Annotated in this window: 13 protein-coding genes; 8 read left to right on the top strand and 5 right to left on the bottom strand. The window is 72.3% G+C overall.

Translation table 11 applies throughout. The annotated features are described in order from the left end of the window. The first annotated feature begins 146 nt into the window (after positions 1-146). Entirely contained in the window at positions 147-1,847 is a 1,701-nt protein-coding gene (gene leuA, locus ACIBFB_RS03460) for a 2-isopropylmalate synthase (protein WP_397225729.1), read from the top strand. Between the two features lie 85 nt (positions 1,848-1,932). Here leuA and ACIBFB_RS03455 read toward each other — a convergent pair whose 3' ends face one another. Further along, on the bottom strand, positions 1,933-2,778 hold the full coding sequence (locus ACIBFB_RS03455; RefSeq protein WP_397225727.1) for a CAP domain-containing protein: 846 nt from the start codon (positions 2,776-2,778) through the stop codon (positions 1,933-1,935). A 313-nt stretch (positions 2,779-3,091) separates the two neighbouring features. On the opposite strand from ACIBFB_RS03455, the gene recO reads away from it, so the two are divergent. The 4 genes from recO (at position 3,092) to ACIBFB_RS03435 (ending at position 6,371) form a co-directional block, all read left to right on the top strand. After that, a complete protein-coding gene (gene recO, locus ACIBFB_RS03450; protein WP_397225725.1) occupies positions 3,092-3,823 on the top strand; it encodes a DNA repair protein RecO in 732 nt (243 codons plus the stop codon). Next, positions 3,820-4,641 (top strand): isoprenyl transferase, encoded by an 822-nt coding sequence (locus ACIBFB_RS03445; RefSeq protein WP_397225723.1) that lies wholly within the window; start codon positions 3,820-3,822, stop codon positions 4,639-4,641. Before recO ends, ACIBFB_RS03445 begins: the two co-directional genes overlap by 4 nt. A gap of 44 nt (positions 4,642-4,685) precedes the next feature. Further along, complete coding sequence (locus ACIBFB_RS03440; protein WP_397226417.1) at positions 4,686-5,468, top strand: SGNH/GDSL hydrolase family protein; 783 nt, start codon at positions 4,686-4,688, stop codon at positions 5,466-5,468. A 75-nt stretch (positions 5,469-5,543) separates the two neighbouring features. Further along, positions 5,544-6,371 carry an SGNH/GDSL hydrolase family protein gene (locus ACIBFB_RS03435; RefSeq protein WP_397225721.1) on the top strand — a complete coding sequence of 276 codons (828 nt, stop codon included), beginning with the start codon at positions 5,544-5,546 and terminating at the stop codon, positions 6,369-6,371. A gap of 176 nt (positions 6,372-6,547) precedes the next feature. On the opposite strand, the gene ACIBFB_RS03430 is transcribed toward ACIBFB_RS03435, so the two are convergent. The 4 genes from ACIBFB_RS03430 to ACIBFB_RS03415 all read right to left on the bottom strand — a co-directional run bounded on the left by ACIBFB_RS03430 (position 6,548) and on the right by ACIBFB_RS03415 (position 9,153). Next, positions 6,548-6,925, bottom strand: a complete 378-nt coding sequence (locus ACIBFB_RS03430; protein WP_397225719.1) for a Fur family transcriptional regulator — start codon at positions 6,923-6,925, stop codon at positions 6,548-6,550. Next, positions 6,922-7,824, bottom strand: a complete 903-nt coding sequence (locus ACIBFB_RS03425) for a metal ABC transporter permease (protein WP_397225717.1) — start codon at positions 7,822-7,824, stop codon at positions 6,922-6,924. Before ACIBFB_RS03425 ends, ACIBFB_RS03430 begins: the two co-directional genes overlap by 4 nt. Beyond that, positions 7,817-8,677: a metal ABC transporter ATP-binding protein gene (locus ACIBFB_RS03420; RefSeq protein ID WP_397225715.1), complete on the bottom strand. Its 861-nt coding sequence runs from the start codon at positions 8,675-8,677 to the stop codon at positions 7,817-7,819. Before ACIBFB_RS03420 ends, ACIBFB_RS03425 begins: the two co-directional genes overlap by 8 nt. A gap of 107 nt (positions 8,678-8,784) precedes the next feature. After that, positions 8,785-9,153, bottom strand: a complete 369-nt coding sequence (locus ACIBFB_RS03415; RefSeq protein WP_397225713.1) for a DUF6703 family protein — start codon at positions 9,151-9,153, stop codon at positions 8,785-8,787. A gap of 339 nt (positions 9,154-9,492) precedes the next feature. Here ACIBFB_RS03415 and ACIBFB_RS03410 point away from each other — a divergent pair, with 339 nt between their 5' ends. From ACIBFB_RS03410 to ACIBFB_RS03400, 3 genes are all read left to right on the top strand, one after another. Continuing rightward, the gene (locus ACIBFB_RS03410; protein ID WP_397226415.1) at positions 9,493-13,182 is read left to right on the top strand and encodes a CDP-glycerol glycerophosphotransferase family protein; all 3,690 of its coding nucleotides are present in this window, start codon (positions 9,493-9,495) and stop codon (positions 13,180-13,182) included. 84 nt (positions 13,183-13,266) lie between these two features. After that, a complete protein-coding gene (locus ACIBFB_RS03405; protein WP_397225711.1) occupies positions 13,267-13,557 on the top strand; it encodes an antibiotic biosynthesis monooxygenase family protein in 291 nt (96 codons plus the stop codon). 183 nt (positions 13,558-13,740) lie between these two features. Continuing rightward, the gene (locus ACIBFB_RS03400) at positions 13,741-15,129 is read left to right on the top strand and encodes a glycine--tRNA ligase (protein WP_397225708.1); all 1,389 of its coding nucleotides are present in this window, start codon (positions 13,741-13,743) and stop codon (positions 15,127-15,129) included. The last annotated feature ends 252 nt before the right edge of the window (positions 15,130-15,381 follow it).

The following is a 15,381-nucleotide window of genomic DNA, read 5'->3' as shown; positions in this document are numbered from 1 at the left end:
GCGTGGCGACCACTATGCTGCGCGAGCTGCTTCTCCTTAGTGGCCGCGGCGGGGGTCGTTAGACGGTCGGCTCCCTCGCCGCGGGACTTCGGCTTGCCATGGTCGGCCACTGACCTCACGCCAGCAGATCCTTCAGGAGACACCCGATGGTGCCGCAGCAGCAGCCCAGTCCCATGCCCTTCCAGCGTTATCAGCCCTTCCAGCCGGTCGACCTGCCCGACCGCACGTGGCCGTCGAAGACGATCACCGAGGCGCCCCGGTGGCTGTCCACCGATCTGCGCGACGGCAACCAGTCGCTGATCGAGCCGATGGACGCCGAGCGCAAGCGCGAGATGTTCGAGCTGCTGGTCAAGATGGGCTACAAGGAGATCGAGGTCGGCTTCCCCGCCGCCAGCCAGACCGACTTCGACTTCGTACGGTCGCTGATCGAGGGCGACCTGATCCCCGACGACGTCCAGATCTCGGTGCTGACCCAGGCCCGCGAGGACCTGATCGAGCGCACCGTGCAGAGCCTGGTCGGCGCCAAGCGCTCCACCGTCCACCTGTACAACGCCACCGCCCCGACCTTCCGCCGCGTGGTCTTCCGCGTCGACCGCGAGCAGTGCAAGGACATCGCCGTCGAGGGCACCCGGCACGTCATGCGCTTCGCCGAGCAGTACCTGGGCCAGACCGAGTACTTCGGCTACGAGTACTCGCCCGAGATCTTCGTCGACACCGAACTGGACTTCGCCCTGGAGGTCTGCGAGGCCGTCATGGACGTCTGGCGGCCCGGCCCCGGACGCGAGATCATCCTGAACCTGCCCGCCACGGTCGAGCGCGCCACCCCCAACGTCTACGCCGACCAGATCGAGTGGATGAGCCGCAACCTGAGCCGCCGCGAGCACGTGGTGGTGTCGGTCCACCCGCACAACGACCGCGGCACCGGCGTGGCCTCCGCCGAGCTGGCCGTCATGGCCGGTGCGGACCGCGTCGAGGGCTGCCTGTTCGGGCACGGCGAGCGCACCGGCAACGTCTGCCTGGTCACCCTGGGCCTGAACCTGTTCAGCCAGGGCGTCGACCCCAGGATCGACTTCTCCGAGATCGACGAGATCCGCCGCACGGTCGAGCACTGCACCCAGCTGCCCGTCGCTCCGCGCCACCCCTACGGCGGCGACCTGGTCTACACCGCCTTCTCCGGCTCCCACCAGGACGCCATCAAGAAGGGCTTCACCGCCCTGGAGGCGGAGGCCGCCGCGGCCGGGACCCCGGTCGACGCGTACGCCTGGGACGTGCCCTACCTGCCCATCGACCCCAAGGACGTGGGCCGCAACTACGAGGCGGTCATCCGCGTCAACAGCCAGTCCGGCAAGGGCGGCGTCTCCTACATCATGCAGCGCGACCACTCGCTGGACATGCCGCGCCGCCTGCAGATCGAGTTCTCCCGGGTCATCCAGGAGCACACCGACGCCGAGGGCGGCGAGTTCTCGGCCGAGCGCATCTGGGAGATCTTCTCCCGCACCTACCTGGCCGACTCCGGGTCGGTCGCGGTCCTGGCGCACCGGTCCACCACGGCCGAGGACGGCACCTACCGGATCGAGGCCGACGCCCGCGTCAACGGCGAGATCCGCGAGCTGACCGGAACCGGCAACGGCCCGATCTCGGCGTTCTGCGACGCCCTGACCGACGTCGACGTCAAGGTCCGCGTCATGGACTACGTCGAGCACTCGCTGGGCGGGGACGGCGACGCCCGCGCCGCCGCCTACGTGGAGGCCGAGATCGACGGCGCGGTCGTGTGGGGTGTCGGCATCCACAACAGCATCACGACGGCCTCGCTGAAGGCCGTGTGCAGCGCGATCGCCCGCGCCTGACCCACCGGTCCGCCCCGGACGCCCGCCGCGCGGGTGTGCCGGGGCGGACGCGTGTCCGCGCGCGGCCCGTTCGTCGAACGCGCGGCTACACCCAGCCGAAGAGCTGGGTCCAGGCGTTGCCCGACTCGCCGACCCCGATCGCGACGAGGTCGCAGTTGAGGATGTTGGCGCGGTGCCCCGGGCTGTTCATCCAGGCGTCCATCACCTGCTCGGGGCTGGTCTGGCCCTTGGCGACGTTCTCCGCGCCCCACGAGTCGTACCCGTGGCGCTCGGCCCGGTCGCCCGGCCCCTCGCCCTCGGGGCTCTGGTGCGCCATGTAGTTCCGGGCGTCCATGTCCTCGCTGTGCTCCTGGGCGGCGGCCGTCAGCCGGTCGTCCACGCGCAGCGGCCCGCATCCGGCCTCGGCCCGCTCGGCGTTGACCAGTTGTACGACCTGGTCGACCTCCGGACCGCTCAGCGGGGTCTCCGGGGTGGAGCCGCCCCCACCCCCGTCGCCTCCGCTTCCGCCGCCGGAGCCCGAGTCGCCCGAGCCGCCCCCGGACTCCGAACGGCCGCTGTCGGCGTCCGTGTCGTCGGCGGGGGCGTCGGAGGCCGTGGCGCGGGCGGTCGCGGGCTCCGAGGAGTCGGTCCGGCCCTCCCGCGGCGTGGCGGTCGGGGTCTCGAAGAAGTCGTCGTCGGTCACGGTGGCGGGGACCGCGGAGTCGTCCGCCACGGCGTCCCCGATCTGTCCGGCGGTCGGGGCGCCGCCGGATGAGCTCAGCGGGTTGATCTGATCGCCCAGGTCGGTGACCAGGAGGGTTCCGGCGAGGGTCAGTCCGACGGGCACCGCCGCCAGACCCGCTACCAAGGGCAGCGGACGGCGCCGTCCGCCGCGTCCCGAGCCCCGTCCGTGAGCGCTCGCCCTACGCCTGCCTCGGCGGCCTCGTGCCATGTCGCTCTACCTTCCGTGCGGGTGCGGATGGGGGGTGGCCGCGTGTCGTGGGGACGGTCACCGGGGGATCCCCTCGGCCGCGCCTGTGCGTGTGTGCGGCCGGGTGGCTCCGCGCCTCGGGGCGGCCCGTTCCTGGTTCCTGGACACCGGGCGCCACTCTCGGGCGTGGGGAGCCCGTCGCGGAGCACTTAGCGCGTGAGAGTAGAGCAAATGTCTCGAAAAGGGAATCCAAACCGTAATAAAGCTGGTCGTGGTGGTCGCCTCCCCGCGGCCGGATGTGCGGAGGGACGGTGGGATCCGTGAGAATGGAGGGGTGAGTCTCTATCGCGACGAGGGCGTCGTCCTGCGCAACCAGAAGCTGGGCGAGGCCGACCGCATCGTCACCCTGCTGACGCGGCGCACCGGACTGGTCCGCGCCGTCGGCAAGGGGGTGCGCCGCACCAAGTCGCGCTTCGGCGCCCGTCTCGAACCGTGCACCCACGTCGACGTGCAGCTCTACACCGGCCGCACACTGGACGTGATCACCCAGGCCGAGACCGTGCGCTCCTACGGTGAGGCGGTCGTGCACGACTACGCCCGCTACACCGCGGCCACCGCGATGCTGGAGACCGCCGAGAAGATCGTCGCCGTGGAGAAGGATCCGGCGCTGCGCCAGTTCCTCCTGCTCGTCGGTGCCCTGCGCGTCCTGGGCGAGGGATCGCACGACGCCCGGATGGTCCTGGACGCCTACCTGCTCCGGTCGCTGGCCGTCGCCGGGTACGCCCCGGCCCTGGGGGAGTGCGCCCGCTGCGGCAGCCGGGGGGAGCACCGCGCGTTCGCGGTCCACGCTGGCGGTATGGTCTGCTCGGTGTGCCGTCCCCACGGCGCCGTGCACCCGTCCGTCGAGACGCTGCGCCTGATGACGGCGCTGCTCGAGGGCGACTGGGACAGCGCGGACGCCAGCGGGGGAGGGCACCGTTCCGAGTGCAGCGGGTTGGTCGCGGCCTACCTGCAGTGGCACCTGGAGAACGGAATCCGATCACTGCGGCACGTGGAGCGTTCTTGAGCCTGTTCAGCTTCGACACCGGAAACCGGCGGGAGTACACCGAGCCCGTCCCGCACCCGAGCGGGGCGCGCCCGCCGGAGCTGCCCGCGGACCTGGTGCCCCGGCACGTGGCCGTGGTCATGGACGGCAACGGGCGCTGGGCCAAGGAACGCGGTCTGCCCCGGACCGAGGGGCACAAGGCGGGGGAGTCCTCCCTCTTCGACGTCATCGAGGGCGCCCTGGAGCTGGGCATCCCCTACCTGTCCGCCTACGCGTTCTCCACGGAGAACTGGAAGCGCTCTCCCGACGAGGTGCGCTTCCTCCTGGGCTTCAACCGGGACACCATCCGCCGCCGCCGCGACGAGCTGCACGCCCGCGGCGTGCGCGTGACGTGGGCCGGTCGTGCCGGACGGCTGTGGAAGAGCGTCATCAAGGAACTCCAGGACGCGGAGGAGATGACGCGGGACAACACCCGACTCACCCTCCAGTTCTGCGTGAACTACGGGGGCCGGGCCGAGATCACCGACGCCGTGCGCGCGCTCGCCCGCAAGGCGGCCGACGGGCGGATCTCCCCGGAGAAGATCAGCGAGGACGCCATCGCGCGCGAGCTGTACGCGCCGCACGTGCCCGACGTCGACCTGTTCGTGCGCTCGTCCGGGGAGCAGCGGACCTCCAACTTCCTCCTGTGGCAGTCCGCGTACGCCGAGTTCGTCTTCCTGGACACGCTCTGGCCCGACTTCGACCGCCGCGACCTGTGGCGCGCCTGCGAGACGTTCGCCGGCCGCGACCGCCGCTACGGCGGCGCCGTGCCCAACCCGGTTCCGGGAGAGTCCCGGTGACCGCCGCGACGGGTGCGGACGGCGCCCCGCTCGTGCGTCCAGGCATGTCCTACGTCGCGGTGGGCGACAGCTTCACCGAGGGCGTGGGCGACCCCTACCCGGACGGAGTCTTCCGGGGCTGGGCCGACCGCCTGGCCGAACACCTCGCCGACCACGTGGGCGAGGTGCGCTACGCCAACCTGGCCGTGCGCGGCAAGCTCATGCGCCAGATCATCACCGACCAGCTGCCCGTGGCGCTGGACATGGCGCCGGACCTGGTCAGCCTGTGCGCGGGCGGCAACGACCTGCTGCGCCCCGGCGGCGACCCCGAGCGCATGGCCCGCGTCCTCGACCACGCCGTGGGACGGCTGCGGTCGCGCGGCTCCGAGGTCATCCTGTTCACCGGGGTCAACGTCTCGACGGGGTACATGCGCGGCGGCATCGGCCTGTTCGCCCGCTACTACATGAACGTGCGCGCGATCGCCGACGCCCGCGGCTGCCTGCTCGTCGACCAGTGGTCGATGCGAGTCCTCACCGATCCGCGCGCCTGGGACGCCGACCGCCTGCACATGTCCTCCGAGGGGCACCGCAGACTGGCGCTGCGCGTCGCCGAGGTGGTCGGGGCGCCCACCGGGCGGCGTTGGGACGAGCCGTGGCCGGACCGGGAGCCGGTCAGCTGGACCCAGGCGCGCAGGGAGGACCTGACCTGGGCCCGGGAGTCGCTGGCGCCGTGGATCGGCCGTCGCCTGACCGGGCGCTCCTCCGGAGACGACGTCACCGCCAAGCGGCCCGAGCTGGCACCGGTCGTCCGGGGAGCCGTGGAGCGGCCGGAATCCGAATCCGTGTGACGTCCCCCGCAAAACCGGACAAACCATCAACCTACTGTCGCGTAACCATGGCCCAAAGTTGCATGATCGTGCACCATGAGCGGCTTTGGGAACAGTGATCTCACGAACCGGGACATCCTGTCCTACGTCGCCCTCGGTGACAGCTTCACCGAGGGCATGAGCGACCCGTACCCGGACAGCGACAGTGTGCCCAACGGCCGGTACCGCGGCTGGGCCGACCGGGTGGCCGAGCACCTGGCCGAGCACGCGGGCGAGGTGCGCTACGCCAATCTCGCCGTGCGCGGCAGGCTCATCGGCCAGATCCGGTCCGAGCAGGTGCCCAGGGCGGTCGAGATGTCCCCCGACCTGGTCACCCTGTGCGCGGGCGGCAACGACATCATCCGCCCCGGCAGCGACCCCGACCGGGTCGTGCGCGACTTCGAGGCGATGGTGGCCGAACTGCGCGCCACCGGCGCGCGCGTGGTCGTCTTCACCGGCTTCGACACCAACTGGCAGCCGGTCATGCGCCACCTGCGCGGCAAGATCGCCACGTACAACATGCACATGCGCCACGTCGCCGACCAGTACGGCTGCGACGTCGTGGACGTGTGGAGCATGCGGATCCTCTCCGACTCCCGCGCCTGGAACTGGGACCGCCTCCACCTGTCCGCGGAGGGCCATCGCAGGCTGGCGCTGCGCGTGTGCGAGGTGCTCGGCGTGCCCGTGACCGGCGACTGGAACGAGCCCTGGCCTCCGGCCGAGCCGCGCGACTGGCGCAGCGCCCGCCAGGAGGACCTGCACTGGGCCCGCGAGTTCCTCGTGCCGTGGATCCACCGCCGCCTGACCGGACGCTCCTCCGGCGACGGCGTGCGGCCCAAGCGGCCCACCCTGGAGCCGTGCCGCCGCTCCGACCGCACGGAGTGAGCGGACCCGCCGACCGACCGCGCCGCCTCGGGAGCCGCCCCGGGGCGGCGCGCCGCGTTCCGAGCCCCGCGGCGCTACGCGACCGCGCCTCGTTCCCGGAGCGCTGGACCCGCCTCGCCGAACGTGCGGGACGGAGACGGGACGGGACGCGTCGTCCGTAGCACCCCGGAATCAGCTCACGAACGCGCGCACTCGGCGCAGGTCCCGAAGACCTCGACGGTGTGCGTCACCCCGGTGAACCCGTGCCTGGCGCCCACCTCGGCCGCCCACTCCTCCACGGCCGGACCCTCGATCTCCACGGCGGTGGCGCACTTCCGGCACACGAGGTGGTGGTGGTGCTGTTCGCTGTCGCACGCCCGGTAGACGGCCTCGCCGTCGTCGGTGCGCAGCACGTCCACCTCACCGGAGTCGCTCAGCGCCTGGAGCGCGCGGTAGACGGTGGTCAGGCCGATCTTGGAACCCTCGGCGCGCAGGTCCGCGTACAGGTCCTGCGCACTGCGGAAACCGGTGGACCCGGTCAGCGCCTGGCGGACCGTCTCGCGACGCGTACTCATTTCCTCACCCTCCCCCGATCGGTCTGGGGCATCGTACCGGCCGGGGCGGCCCCCTCGGGTCCGCGGGCGGCCGAGGTGCGCCTCCGGGACCGGCGGCCCAGGAGCCCTCCGACGGCCACCGCCGCGCAGAACACCGCCAACGCGAGGATGACGATCGTGGCGCCGGGAGCCAGGTCGGCGTAGAAGGCCGTGGTCAGCCCGCCCAACGAGGAGAGCAGTCCGATCACCACGGCCAGGGCCATGGTCACCCGGAAGCTCCGGGTCAGCTGCTGCGCGGCGGCCACCGGCACGATCAGCAGCGCGCTGACCATGAGCACGCCCACCACGCGCATGGCGATGACCACGGTCAGCGCGGCCGTCACCGCGAGGAGGACGCTCAGGAACCGCACCGGAAGGCCGTGCGCCCGGGCCACCTCCTCGTCCTGGCACAGCACGAACAGCTCACGGCCGAAGAGCGCGACGACCGCGACCACCCCCGCGGCCAGCGCGCCGACGAACCACAGGTCCTGCTGTTCGACGGTGCTCACCGAACCGAAGAGGTAGGAGGTCAGCGTGGCGTTGCTCGCGCCGGGCGTGAGGTTGATCAGCAGTACGCCGCCGGCGATCCCGCCGTAGAAGAGCAGCGCCAGGGCCACCTCGCCGCTGGCCCGGGTCCGCACCCGCACCAGTTCCATGACGATGGCCCCCAGCGTCGCCACGACGGCCGCGGTGAGCACGGGCGAGGTGCTGGTGAGCAGCCCCAGGGCCACGCCGGTGAGGGCGACGTGGCCGATGCCGTCGCCCAGCAGCGCCAGACGGCGCTGGACGAGGAACGTGCCGACGACCGGTGTGACCAGGCCCACGAGCATGGCGGCGATCAGCGCGCGCCGCATGAACTCGTACTGGAGCAGTTCAGTCACGTCCGGGCACCTCGAGTCGGATCAGGTCCGCGGGCGCGCCGTCCGTGGCCGCCGCCGCGCGGGGGTCGGGGTCGTTGGGGTCGGGGTGGGGGTGCTGGTGCTCGTGGCCCGGGCGCGCGCACTCGCCGGTCGCGGCGGGCGCCCGGCCGTCGTGGACGACGCGCCCGTGCCCGAGGACGACGGCGCGTTCGATGACGTCCTCCAGCGGGCCCAGCTCGTGCAGGACCAGGACCACGGTGGAGCCCCGGTCGCGCAGGTGCGTGATGGTCCGGGCGAGCGCGCGCTGGTTCTCCGCGTCCACGCCAGCCATCGGTTCGTCCATGACGAACGTGTCGGGGCGTCCGGCCAGGGCACGGGCGATGAGCACGCGCTGCTGCTGTCCGCCGGAGAGCTCGCGCACGGAGTCGCGGGCGCGGTCGGCCAGCCCGACCGCCTCCAGGGCCTCGTGCACGGCGGCGCGGTCGGAGCGGCTGGGGAACAGGGAGAGGCGGCCGCGCGCGGCGACCTGCCCGGAGGCGACGATCTCCCGCACGGTCGCGGGGACCGCGCCGCCGGCGGTGAGCCGCTGCGGGACGTAGCCGATCCGGTTCCAGGAGCGGAAGCGGCGCAGCGGGCTGCCGTGCACCCGGACCTCGCCGTCGGAGAGCGGCACGATCCCGAGCAGCGCGCGCATGAGCGTCGACTTGCCCGAGCCGTTGGGCCCCAGGACGGCCGTGGTCTGGCCCGCGTGCAGGTCGAGGCTCAGCCCGTCGAGGACGGGGTCTCCGTCGTAGGCCACGCGGGCGCCGAGCACCTGGAAGGCGGGAGGGGCGTCTGGGGACCGCTTCCCGTCCCTTGTGAACTGGTCTGACACGGTCTCAGTATGGAGAAAATGAAAATGATTGTCAAAAATGGGAGAGGGGTGCCGCGCCGGAGGCGTCCGTTGAGGGCGGTGGAGGGCGGCGGGGAGTGGCGTCCGTCTCAGAATCCGAGGAGACGGGCGACGGCCAGGACCGCCACCACCACGGCCATGAGCACGCGCGGGGCCCGCTGCCGGGAGTTCAGGGACGGCCACGCCACGTAGGCCAGCCACAGCAGGAACACGAGCACCAGGAGCAGGCACGGAGCGCCGATCCACCACGGGGCCGTCAGGCCCGCGATGAACAGCACGCCCAGCACCAGCGGCGGCAACCAGCGGGGGCACTGGTACAGCCACACCAGCAGCACCGCGCTGCGTGCCTCGACCGCCCGGCGCAACCGGCCCGCGCCCGGAGTGTGGAGGGAGTCACCGTCGGGGAGGGGGCGTCCGGTGCCGCGCCGCCGTTCCTCGCCGTGTTCGGGGGAGACCATCGCCGTGCGTTCCTCGTTCCCGTGGAGGCCTGCGGGCCGGTGCGGCGACCCGGTGCCCCGGCCCGCCGCCACACCGTGGGGCACGGTGCCCCGGCGCCTGTGATACTTGTTCTGTTCGACCCTAGTGCAGGTCCCTGGCGCGGCGCCGGGAACGGGCGCGCTCCCCGGCCGTCGTGCGCCCTCCCGCCGCGCCGCCGCTCCCACGGGCGGCCCGACCTGGCACGCGCGGGGTCGGTGATCATCTAGATTCGGTGGGTGGTCGTCTGACAGAGCGGCCCGTGTCAGCCGGTGCCCGCCCGTTGCCCGCCGCAGCGAACCCTCCGGAGTGTGTCTACTTCCGTGCCCGAACCCACCGTCATCGTGACGTTCGACGTCACCGAGCCACACCTGCAGCACTGCCTCGACTCCCTGTCGCGCCAACGCGACGGGGACCGCACCGAGGCGGTGGCCGATCCCCGCCCGGACGTCGACCTCCAGGTCGTCCTCGTCCCGGTGCGCGGAGGGCACGACGAGCGCCCCGGCGACGCGCGCCCCGGGAGCGAGGACGACCCGTCCGACGAGGACGGCTCCGAGGACGCCGACACCGACGCCTCGCCTCAGGGTGAGGAGGAGGGCGACGACAGCGACGAGTCCGTCGAGTCCACCCGCGAGGACGCCCTCGCCACCGCCGTCTCCTTCGCGGCCTCCCCTCCGCCCGGCATCACGGCGACCCTCGTCGGCGGCGACCCCGCCCCCGACCCGACCGCCGCCCGCGCACGCGGCGCCGCCGCCGCGACCGGCACGCACCTGCTCTTCCTCGACGGCGCCGACGCGCTGACCGGATACGCGCTGGCCTACCTGGCGCGCACCGCCGCCGACACCGGGTCCGACCTCGTCGTCGGCAACGCCTACCAGTTCAACGAACTCGGCGCCGCCCAGTCCAAGGCCCACCGCAGGTACGGGACGCGTCCCCGCATGGCCGAGGACCCCCGCTCGGTCCCCACGCTGGCCTCCGACCGCACCGTGGGCAACAAGCTCTGGCGCCGGGAGTTCTGGGAGTCCCTGCCCGACAGGGGGCTGGCCCCCGAGGACGCCGACCTCGGCCTGCGCCGCGCCGTCCTGTCCGCCCGCGCGGTCGACGTCCTGCCGGCCCCCGTCCTGCTCGTCCGCGAGCGTGAGCGCGCCCCGATCGCGCTCGACGCCGACGTCCTCACCCGCCGCGTCACCGCGATGCGCGACCTGGCCGAGACCCTGCCCGCCGCCGACCGCGACCTGTGGGACCGCACCCTCCTCCAGGGCGAGCTGCACCAGCTGGTCATGCGCCTGGACGACGCCGAGGCACCGGTGCGCACCGCGATCGTCGCGCTGCTCGCCTCCTTCCTCGACCACGTCTCGCCCGGTGTCCCCAAGGGACTGCGCGCCCTGCACCGGCTCCTGCACCACCTCGTGCGCCAGGGCCGCGCGGACGACGTGATCGAGGTGGTCACGTTCGCGCGCAGCGTGGAGCTCAAGAAGGCCGACGTCGTCCGGCGCGGTCTGGGCTACTACGTCCGCTACCCGTTCTTCGAGTCCGAGGACCCGGCCAGGGCCGTGCCCCGCGAGGTGTACCGCCTCGACGACGAACTCAAGGTGCGGCAGAAGACCGAGGACATCCACTGGAAGGACGGCCGCCTGCACATCAGCGGCCGGGTCGGCATCCGCCACCTGCGCGCCCGCAAGCGGTGGCAGCAGCACGTCGTCGCCTTCGCGGTCGACACGGGCAGCCGCCGCCGCGTCCGCCTGCCCGTGCGCACACGCCTGGCCGCGGAGTACCGCCTGCCCGACGTCGCCGACGCCGCCCGCCACGACTACGGCGGCTTCACCGTCGTCCTGGACCCCCGCAAGCTCCGTACCGCGGGCCGCTGGGAGCCCGGCGAGTGGAAGGTGGAGCTGGTCGTCCTCAACCGGGGGCTGACCCGCCGCCGCATCGTGGCCGGCCCCGTCCCCGGACCCCCCGAGCGCCCCGGCTACCACCAGGTGGACGCGGACGTGTGGGTCCGGCCGCAGTGGAACCGGGACCGCCAGCTGGTGGTCAGCGTCGACCCGGCGCGCGCCCGGATCGGCGGCCACCGCTTCGACGCCCACCGCGGTGAGCTGGAGCTGGACGGCGAACTGGTCGCCGCGCCGGCCGCCGAGGCCGATCGCCTGCGTCTGGTCCGGCGCCCCGGCACGGCCGTGCTCACCTACCCCGTCGCCGTCCACGGCGGTCACTTCACCGTCCGGGTCGGCGCCGACGAGCTGTTCGACCGCGCCGTCAGCGAGTGCGGCGGCGTGATCCGCCAGGAGGAGTGGGACGCGCACCTGCTCACCCCGGGCGGGGCGACGGTGCCCATCGTCCTGCCCGACCAGGTGGCCACCACCGCCTACGCCTCCGAGGGCACCCACCAGGAGCTGGCCGTCCAGCGCACCGCGACCGGCTTCGTCAAGCTGCGTGCCGGACACGCCCGACCCATGGTGGGCGCCGCCCGCTGGGAGGGACGCGTCCTGGTCCTGGAGGGCGAGTTCACCGCCGACGCCACCCTGCGGATCGTCGCCAGGGCGCGCGGTCGCGACGAGGAGCACGAGCTCCGGGTGGAGCGGACCGGATCCCGCTTCAAGGCGCTCCTCTCCCCGGCCGACATCACCACGCTCTCCGGCGACCTGTCCCTGCCCGCCGGCTCCTACCAGCTGTGGGGCCGGGTCGCCGACGGCGGCGCCGTCCAGGGCGGGGCGACGGACGTGGGGGTGGAGTTCACCGACGCCCTCATCGCCGAGATGCCCGTGCGGATGGAGACCGGCGAGCGCGACTACACGCTCGCCTACCAGGGCCGGGGCATCCCCGTGCTGAGGGTGGGCAGCGACCTGCGCCCGGCCGAGCGCGGCGCCTTCGCCCAGCGCCAGCTGCGCGAGACGTTCTACCCCGCCCAGCGGCGCGAGCCGATCACCGAGGGCATCCTCTTCGACACCTACACCGGCCGCCAGTACTCCGACAGCCCGCAGAGCGTCTACGCCGAGCTGCGCCGTCGCGAGCGGTGGGCGGACTACCCGATGTCCTGGCTGGTCGCCGACGGCCAGGTGAGCCTGCCCGAGGACCTGTCTCCGGTGCGGCTCCGGGGCCGCGAGTACTACGAGGCGCTCGCGCGCAGCCGCTTCCTGGTGACCAACTCCCGCGAGCCGGCCTGGTTCCACCGCCACCCCGACCAGGTGGTCGTGCAGACCTGGCACGGGTCGATGCTCAAGCGCATCGGCTTCGACGTGGAGAACATCCGGGGCAAGTCGCGCGACTACTTCGACAAGCTCGCGTGGGAGACCCGGCAGTGGGACTACCTGGTCTCGCCCAGCCCGTGGGCGACGCCGATCCTGCGCAGCGCGTTCCGGTTCGAGGGCGAGATCCTGGAGACCGGCTACCCGCGCAACGACATCTTCTTCGCACCCGACAGGGAGCGGATCGCCGAGCGGACGCGCCGCCGCCTCGGCCTGCCCGAGGGCAAGCGGGTCGTGCTGTACGCGCCCACGTGGCGGGACGACAAGTACTACACGCGCGGCAAGCACAAGCTGGACCTGCACCTGGACCTGCGCCGGATGTACGAGAAGCTCGGCGACGACCACGTGCTGCTGGTGCGGCGGCACCCGAGGGTGGTCGACAGCGTGCCGATCGTGGGTGAGGACTTCGTCTACGACGTGTCGCTGTACCCGGAGATCATGGAGCTGTTCCTCATCACCGACGTGCTCGTCACGGACTACTCGTCGATGATGTTCGACTTCGCCAACACCGGCCGCCCGATGCTCTTCTTCACCTACGACCTGGAGAGCTACCGGGACAACCTGCGCGGGTTCTACTTCGACTTCGAGGAGACCGCGCCCGGGCCGCTGCTGACCCGGTCCGACGACGTCATCGGCGCGCTGCTGGACATCGACGACGTCGCCGAGCGGCACGGCGGGGCCTACCGGGCCTTCGTCGACCAGTTCTGCCCGCTGGACGACGGCCGCGCCGCCGCGCGTGTGGTCGACCGGGTCTTCGGCGGGGCCTGACCCGCGGTGGCGACCGACCGGCGCCCCGGGACCCGTTCCCGGGGCGCCGGCGCGTCCCCGCCTCCCGTGCGGTTGAATGGCGGCGTGATCGTCATCACCCGCTACTCCGTGCCCGAGGCCGACACCGCGGCCTTCCAGACCGACGCCGCCACCGCCGTGGACGCGCTCTCGCGCCGCCCGGGGTTCCGGGGCCACCGGATCGGCCGCGCCGCCGACGACCCGACCCTGTGGACCGTGGTGACCGAATGGGACGGCGCGGGCTACTACCGGCGGGCGCTGTCGGACTTCGACGTGAAGGTCCAGGCGGTGCCGCTGCTCTCGCGCGCGATCGACGAACCGACCGCCTTCGAGATCCTGGCGGGCGGCGACGCCTGAGCCGCCCGACACTCCGTGCGCCGCCGGTGGAATCGTGCGTGAGCGCTTGCCCGGTGCTCTAGCCTGGGAAGGCGGGTTCGCGGCGTGCCTCTCCCTGGTTGCGCCGGGCGGCCCGCTTCCCAACCAACTCCGATGTATCGCGCACCGCGATCCACCGACCGCCAGCCGGATGGAGAGTCACCCATGGCCGCCAAGTCAGAGGCAATGGACGCACTGGTCAACCTCGCCAAGCGCCGAGGTCTGGTCTACCCCTCCAGCGAGATCTACGGAGGTCTGCGAGCCGCCTGGGACTACGGTCCGCTGGGTGTGGAGCTGAAGGCCAACGTCAAGCGCCAGTGGTGGCGCTCGATGGTGCAGGAGCGCGAGGACATCGTGGGCCTCGACTCCAGCGTCATCCTGGCCCGCGAGGTCTGGGAGGCCTCCGGCCACGTCCAGGCCTTCGTCGATCCGCTCACCGAGTGCCAGTCGTGCCACAAGCGCTTCCGCGCCGACCACCTCGTCGAGGCCTACGAGGAGAAGCACGGCCGCGAGCCGGAGGAGGGTCTGGCGTCGCTCGCCTGCCCGAACTGCGGCGCGAAGGCCTCCTTCACCGAGCCGCGCATGTTCAACGGCCTCCTGCGCACCCACCTGGGCCCGGTCCAGGACGACAAGGGTCTGGCGTACCTGCGCCCGGAGACGGCGCAGGGCATCTTCGTCAACTACAAGAACGTGGAGCAGAGCGCGCGGCGCAAGATCCCGTTCGGCATCGGCCAGATCGGCAAGTCGTTCCGCAACGAGATCACCCCGGGCAACTTCATCTTCCGGACCCGCGAGTTCGAGCAGATGGAGATGGAGTTCTTCTGCAAGCCGGGCAGTGACGAGGAGTGGCACCAGTACTGGATCGACACCCGCTTCCAGTGGTACGTCGACCTCGGTATCGCCAAGGACAACCTGCGGCTGTACGAGCACCCGGAGGAGAAGCTGTCCCACTACTCCAAGCGCACCGTGGACGTGGAGTACCGCTTCAACTTCCAGGGCAGCGAGTGGGGCGAGCTGGAGGGCATCGCCAACCGCACGGACTACGACCTGAGGACGCACTCCGAGCACTCGGGCGTGGACCTGTCGTACTTCGACCAGGAGAACAACGAGCGGTACATCCCGTACGTCATCGAGCCCGCGGCCGGTGTCGACCGCGCGGTGCTGACCTTCATGCTCGACGCCTACAACGTCGACGAGGCGCCCAACGCCAAGGGCAAGATGGAGAAGCGCGCCGTGATGCGGCTCGACCCGCGCCTGGCGCCGGTCAAGGCCGCGGTGCTGCCGCTGTCGCGCAACGCGGACCTGTCGCCGAAGGCGCGTGACCTGGCCGCCCGGCTGCGCAAGCGCTGGAACGTGGAGTTCGACGACGCCGGTGCGATCGGCCGCCGCTACCGCCGCCAGGACGAGATCGGTACCCCGTTCTGCGTGACGGTGGACTTCGACACCCTGGAGGACGACGCGGTGACCGTGCGCGAGCGCGACACCATGTCGCAGGAGCGCGTGTCGCTGGACCGGGTGGAGACCTACCTGTTCGAGCGCCTGCCCGGCTGCTAGTCGGCCCGAGCACCTCTCTGGGTGGCCGCCCGTCCCCCGTGTGGGGGCGGGCGGCTCCGTGCGTCCCCGCGCGGTTGTTCAGCTGGGCTGGAACCGGCGTATGGGTCCGTCCGAAACGAGGTGCGAATTCTGCGCCTCCGTACCATGAGCGCCCTTCTGGCGGCCGTTCCGAGGGCCGTGGCGCGACACGTGCCGTCGGGAACGGAGCGAAGTCCCGCGTCGCCGCGCCGGCGGGTATCCAATGGGAGCCGT

The organism is Nocardiopsis sp. NPDC050513, assembly GCF_044457925.1.
Lineage (GTDB): Bacteria > Actinomycetota > Actinomycetes > Streptosporangiales > Streptosporangiaceae > Nocardiopsis.
This window is presented reverse-complemented; position numbering and strand designations above follow the sequence as displayed.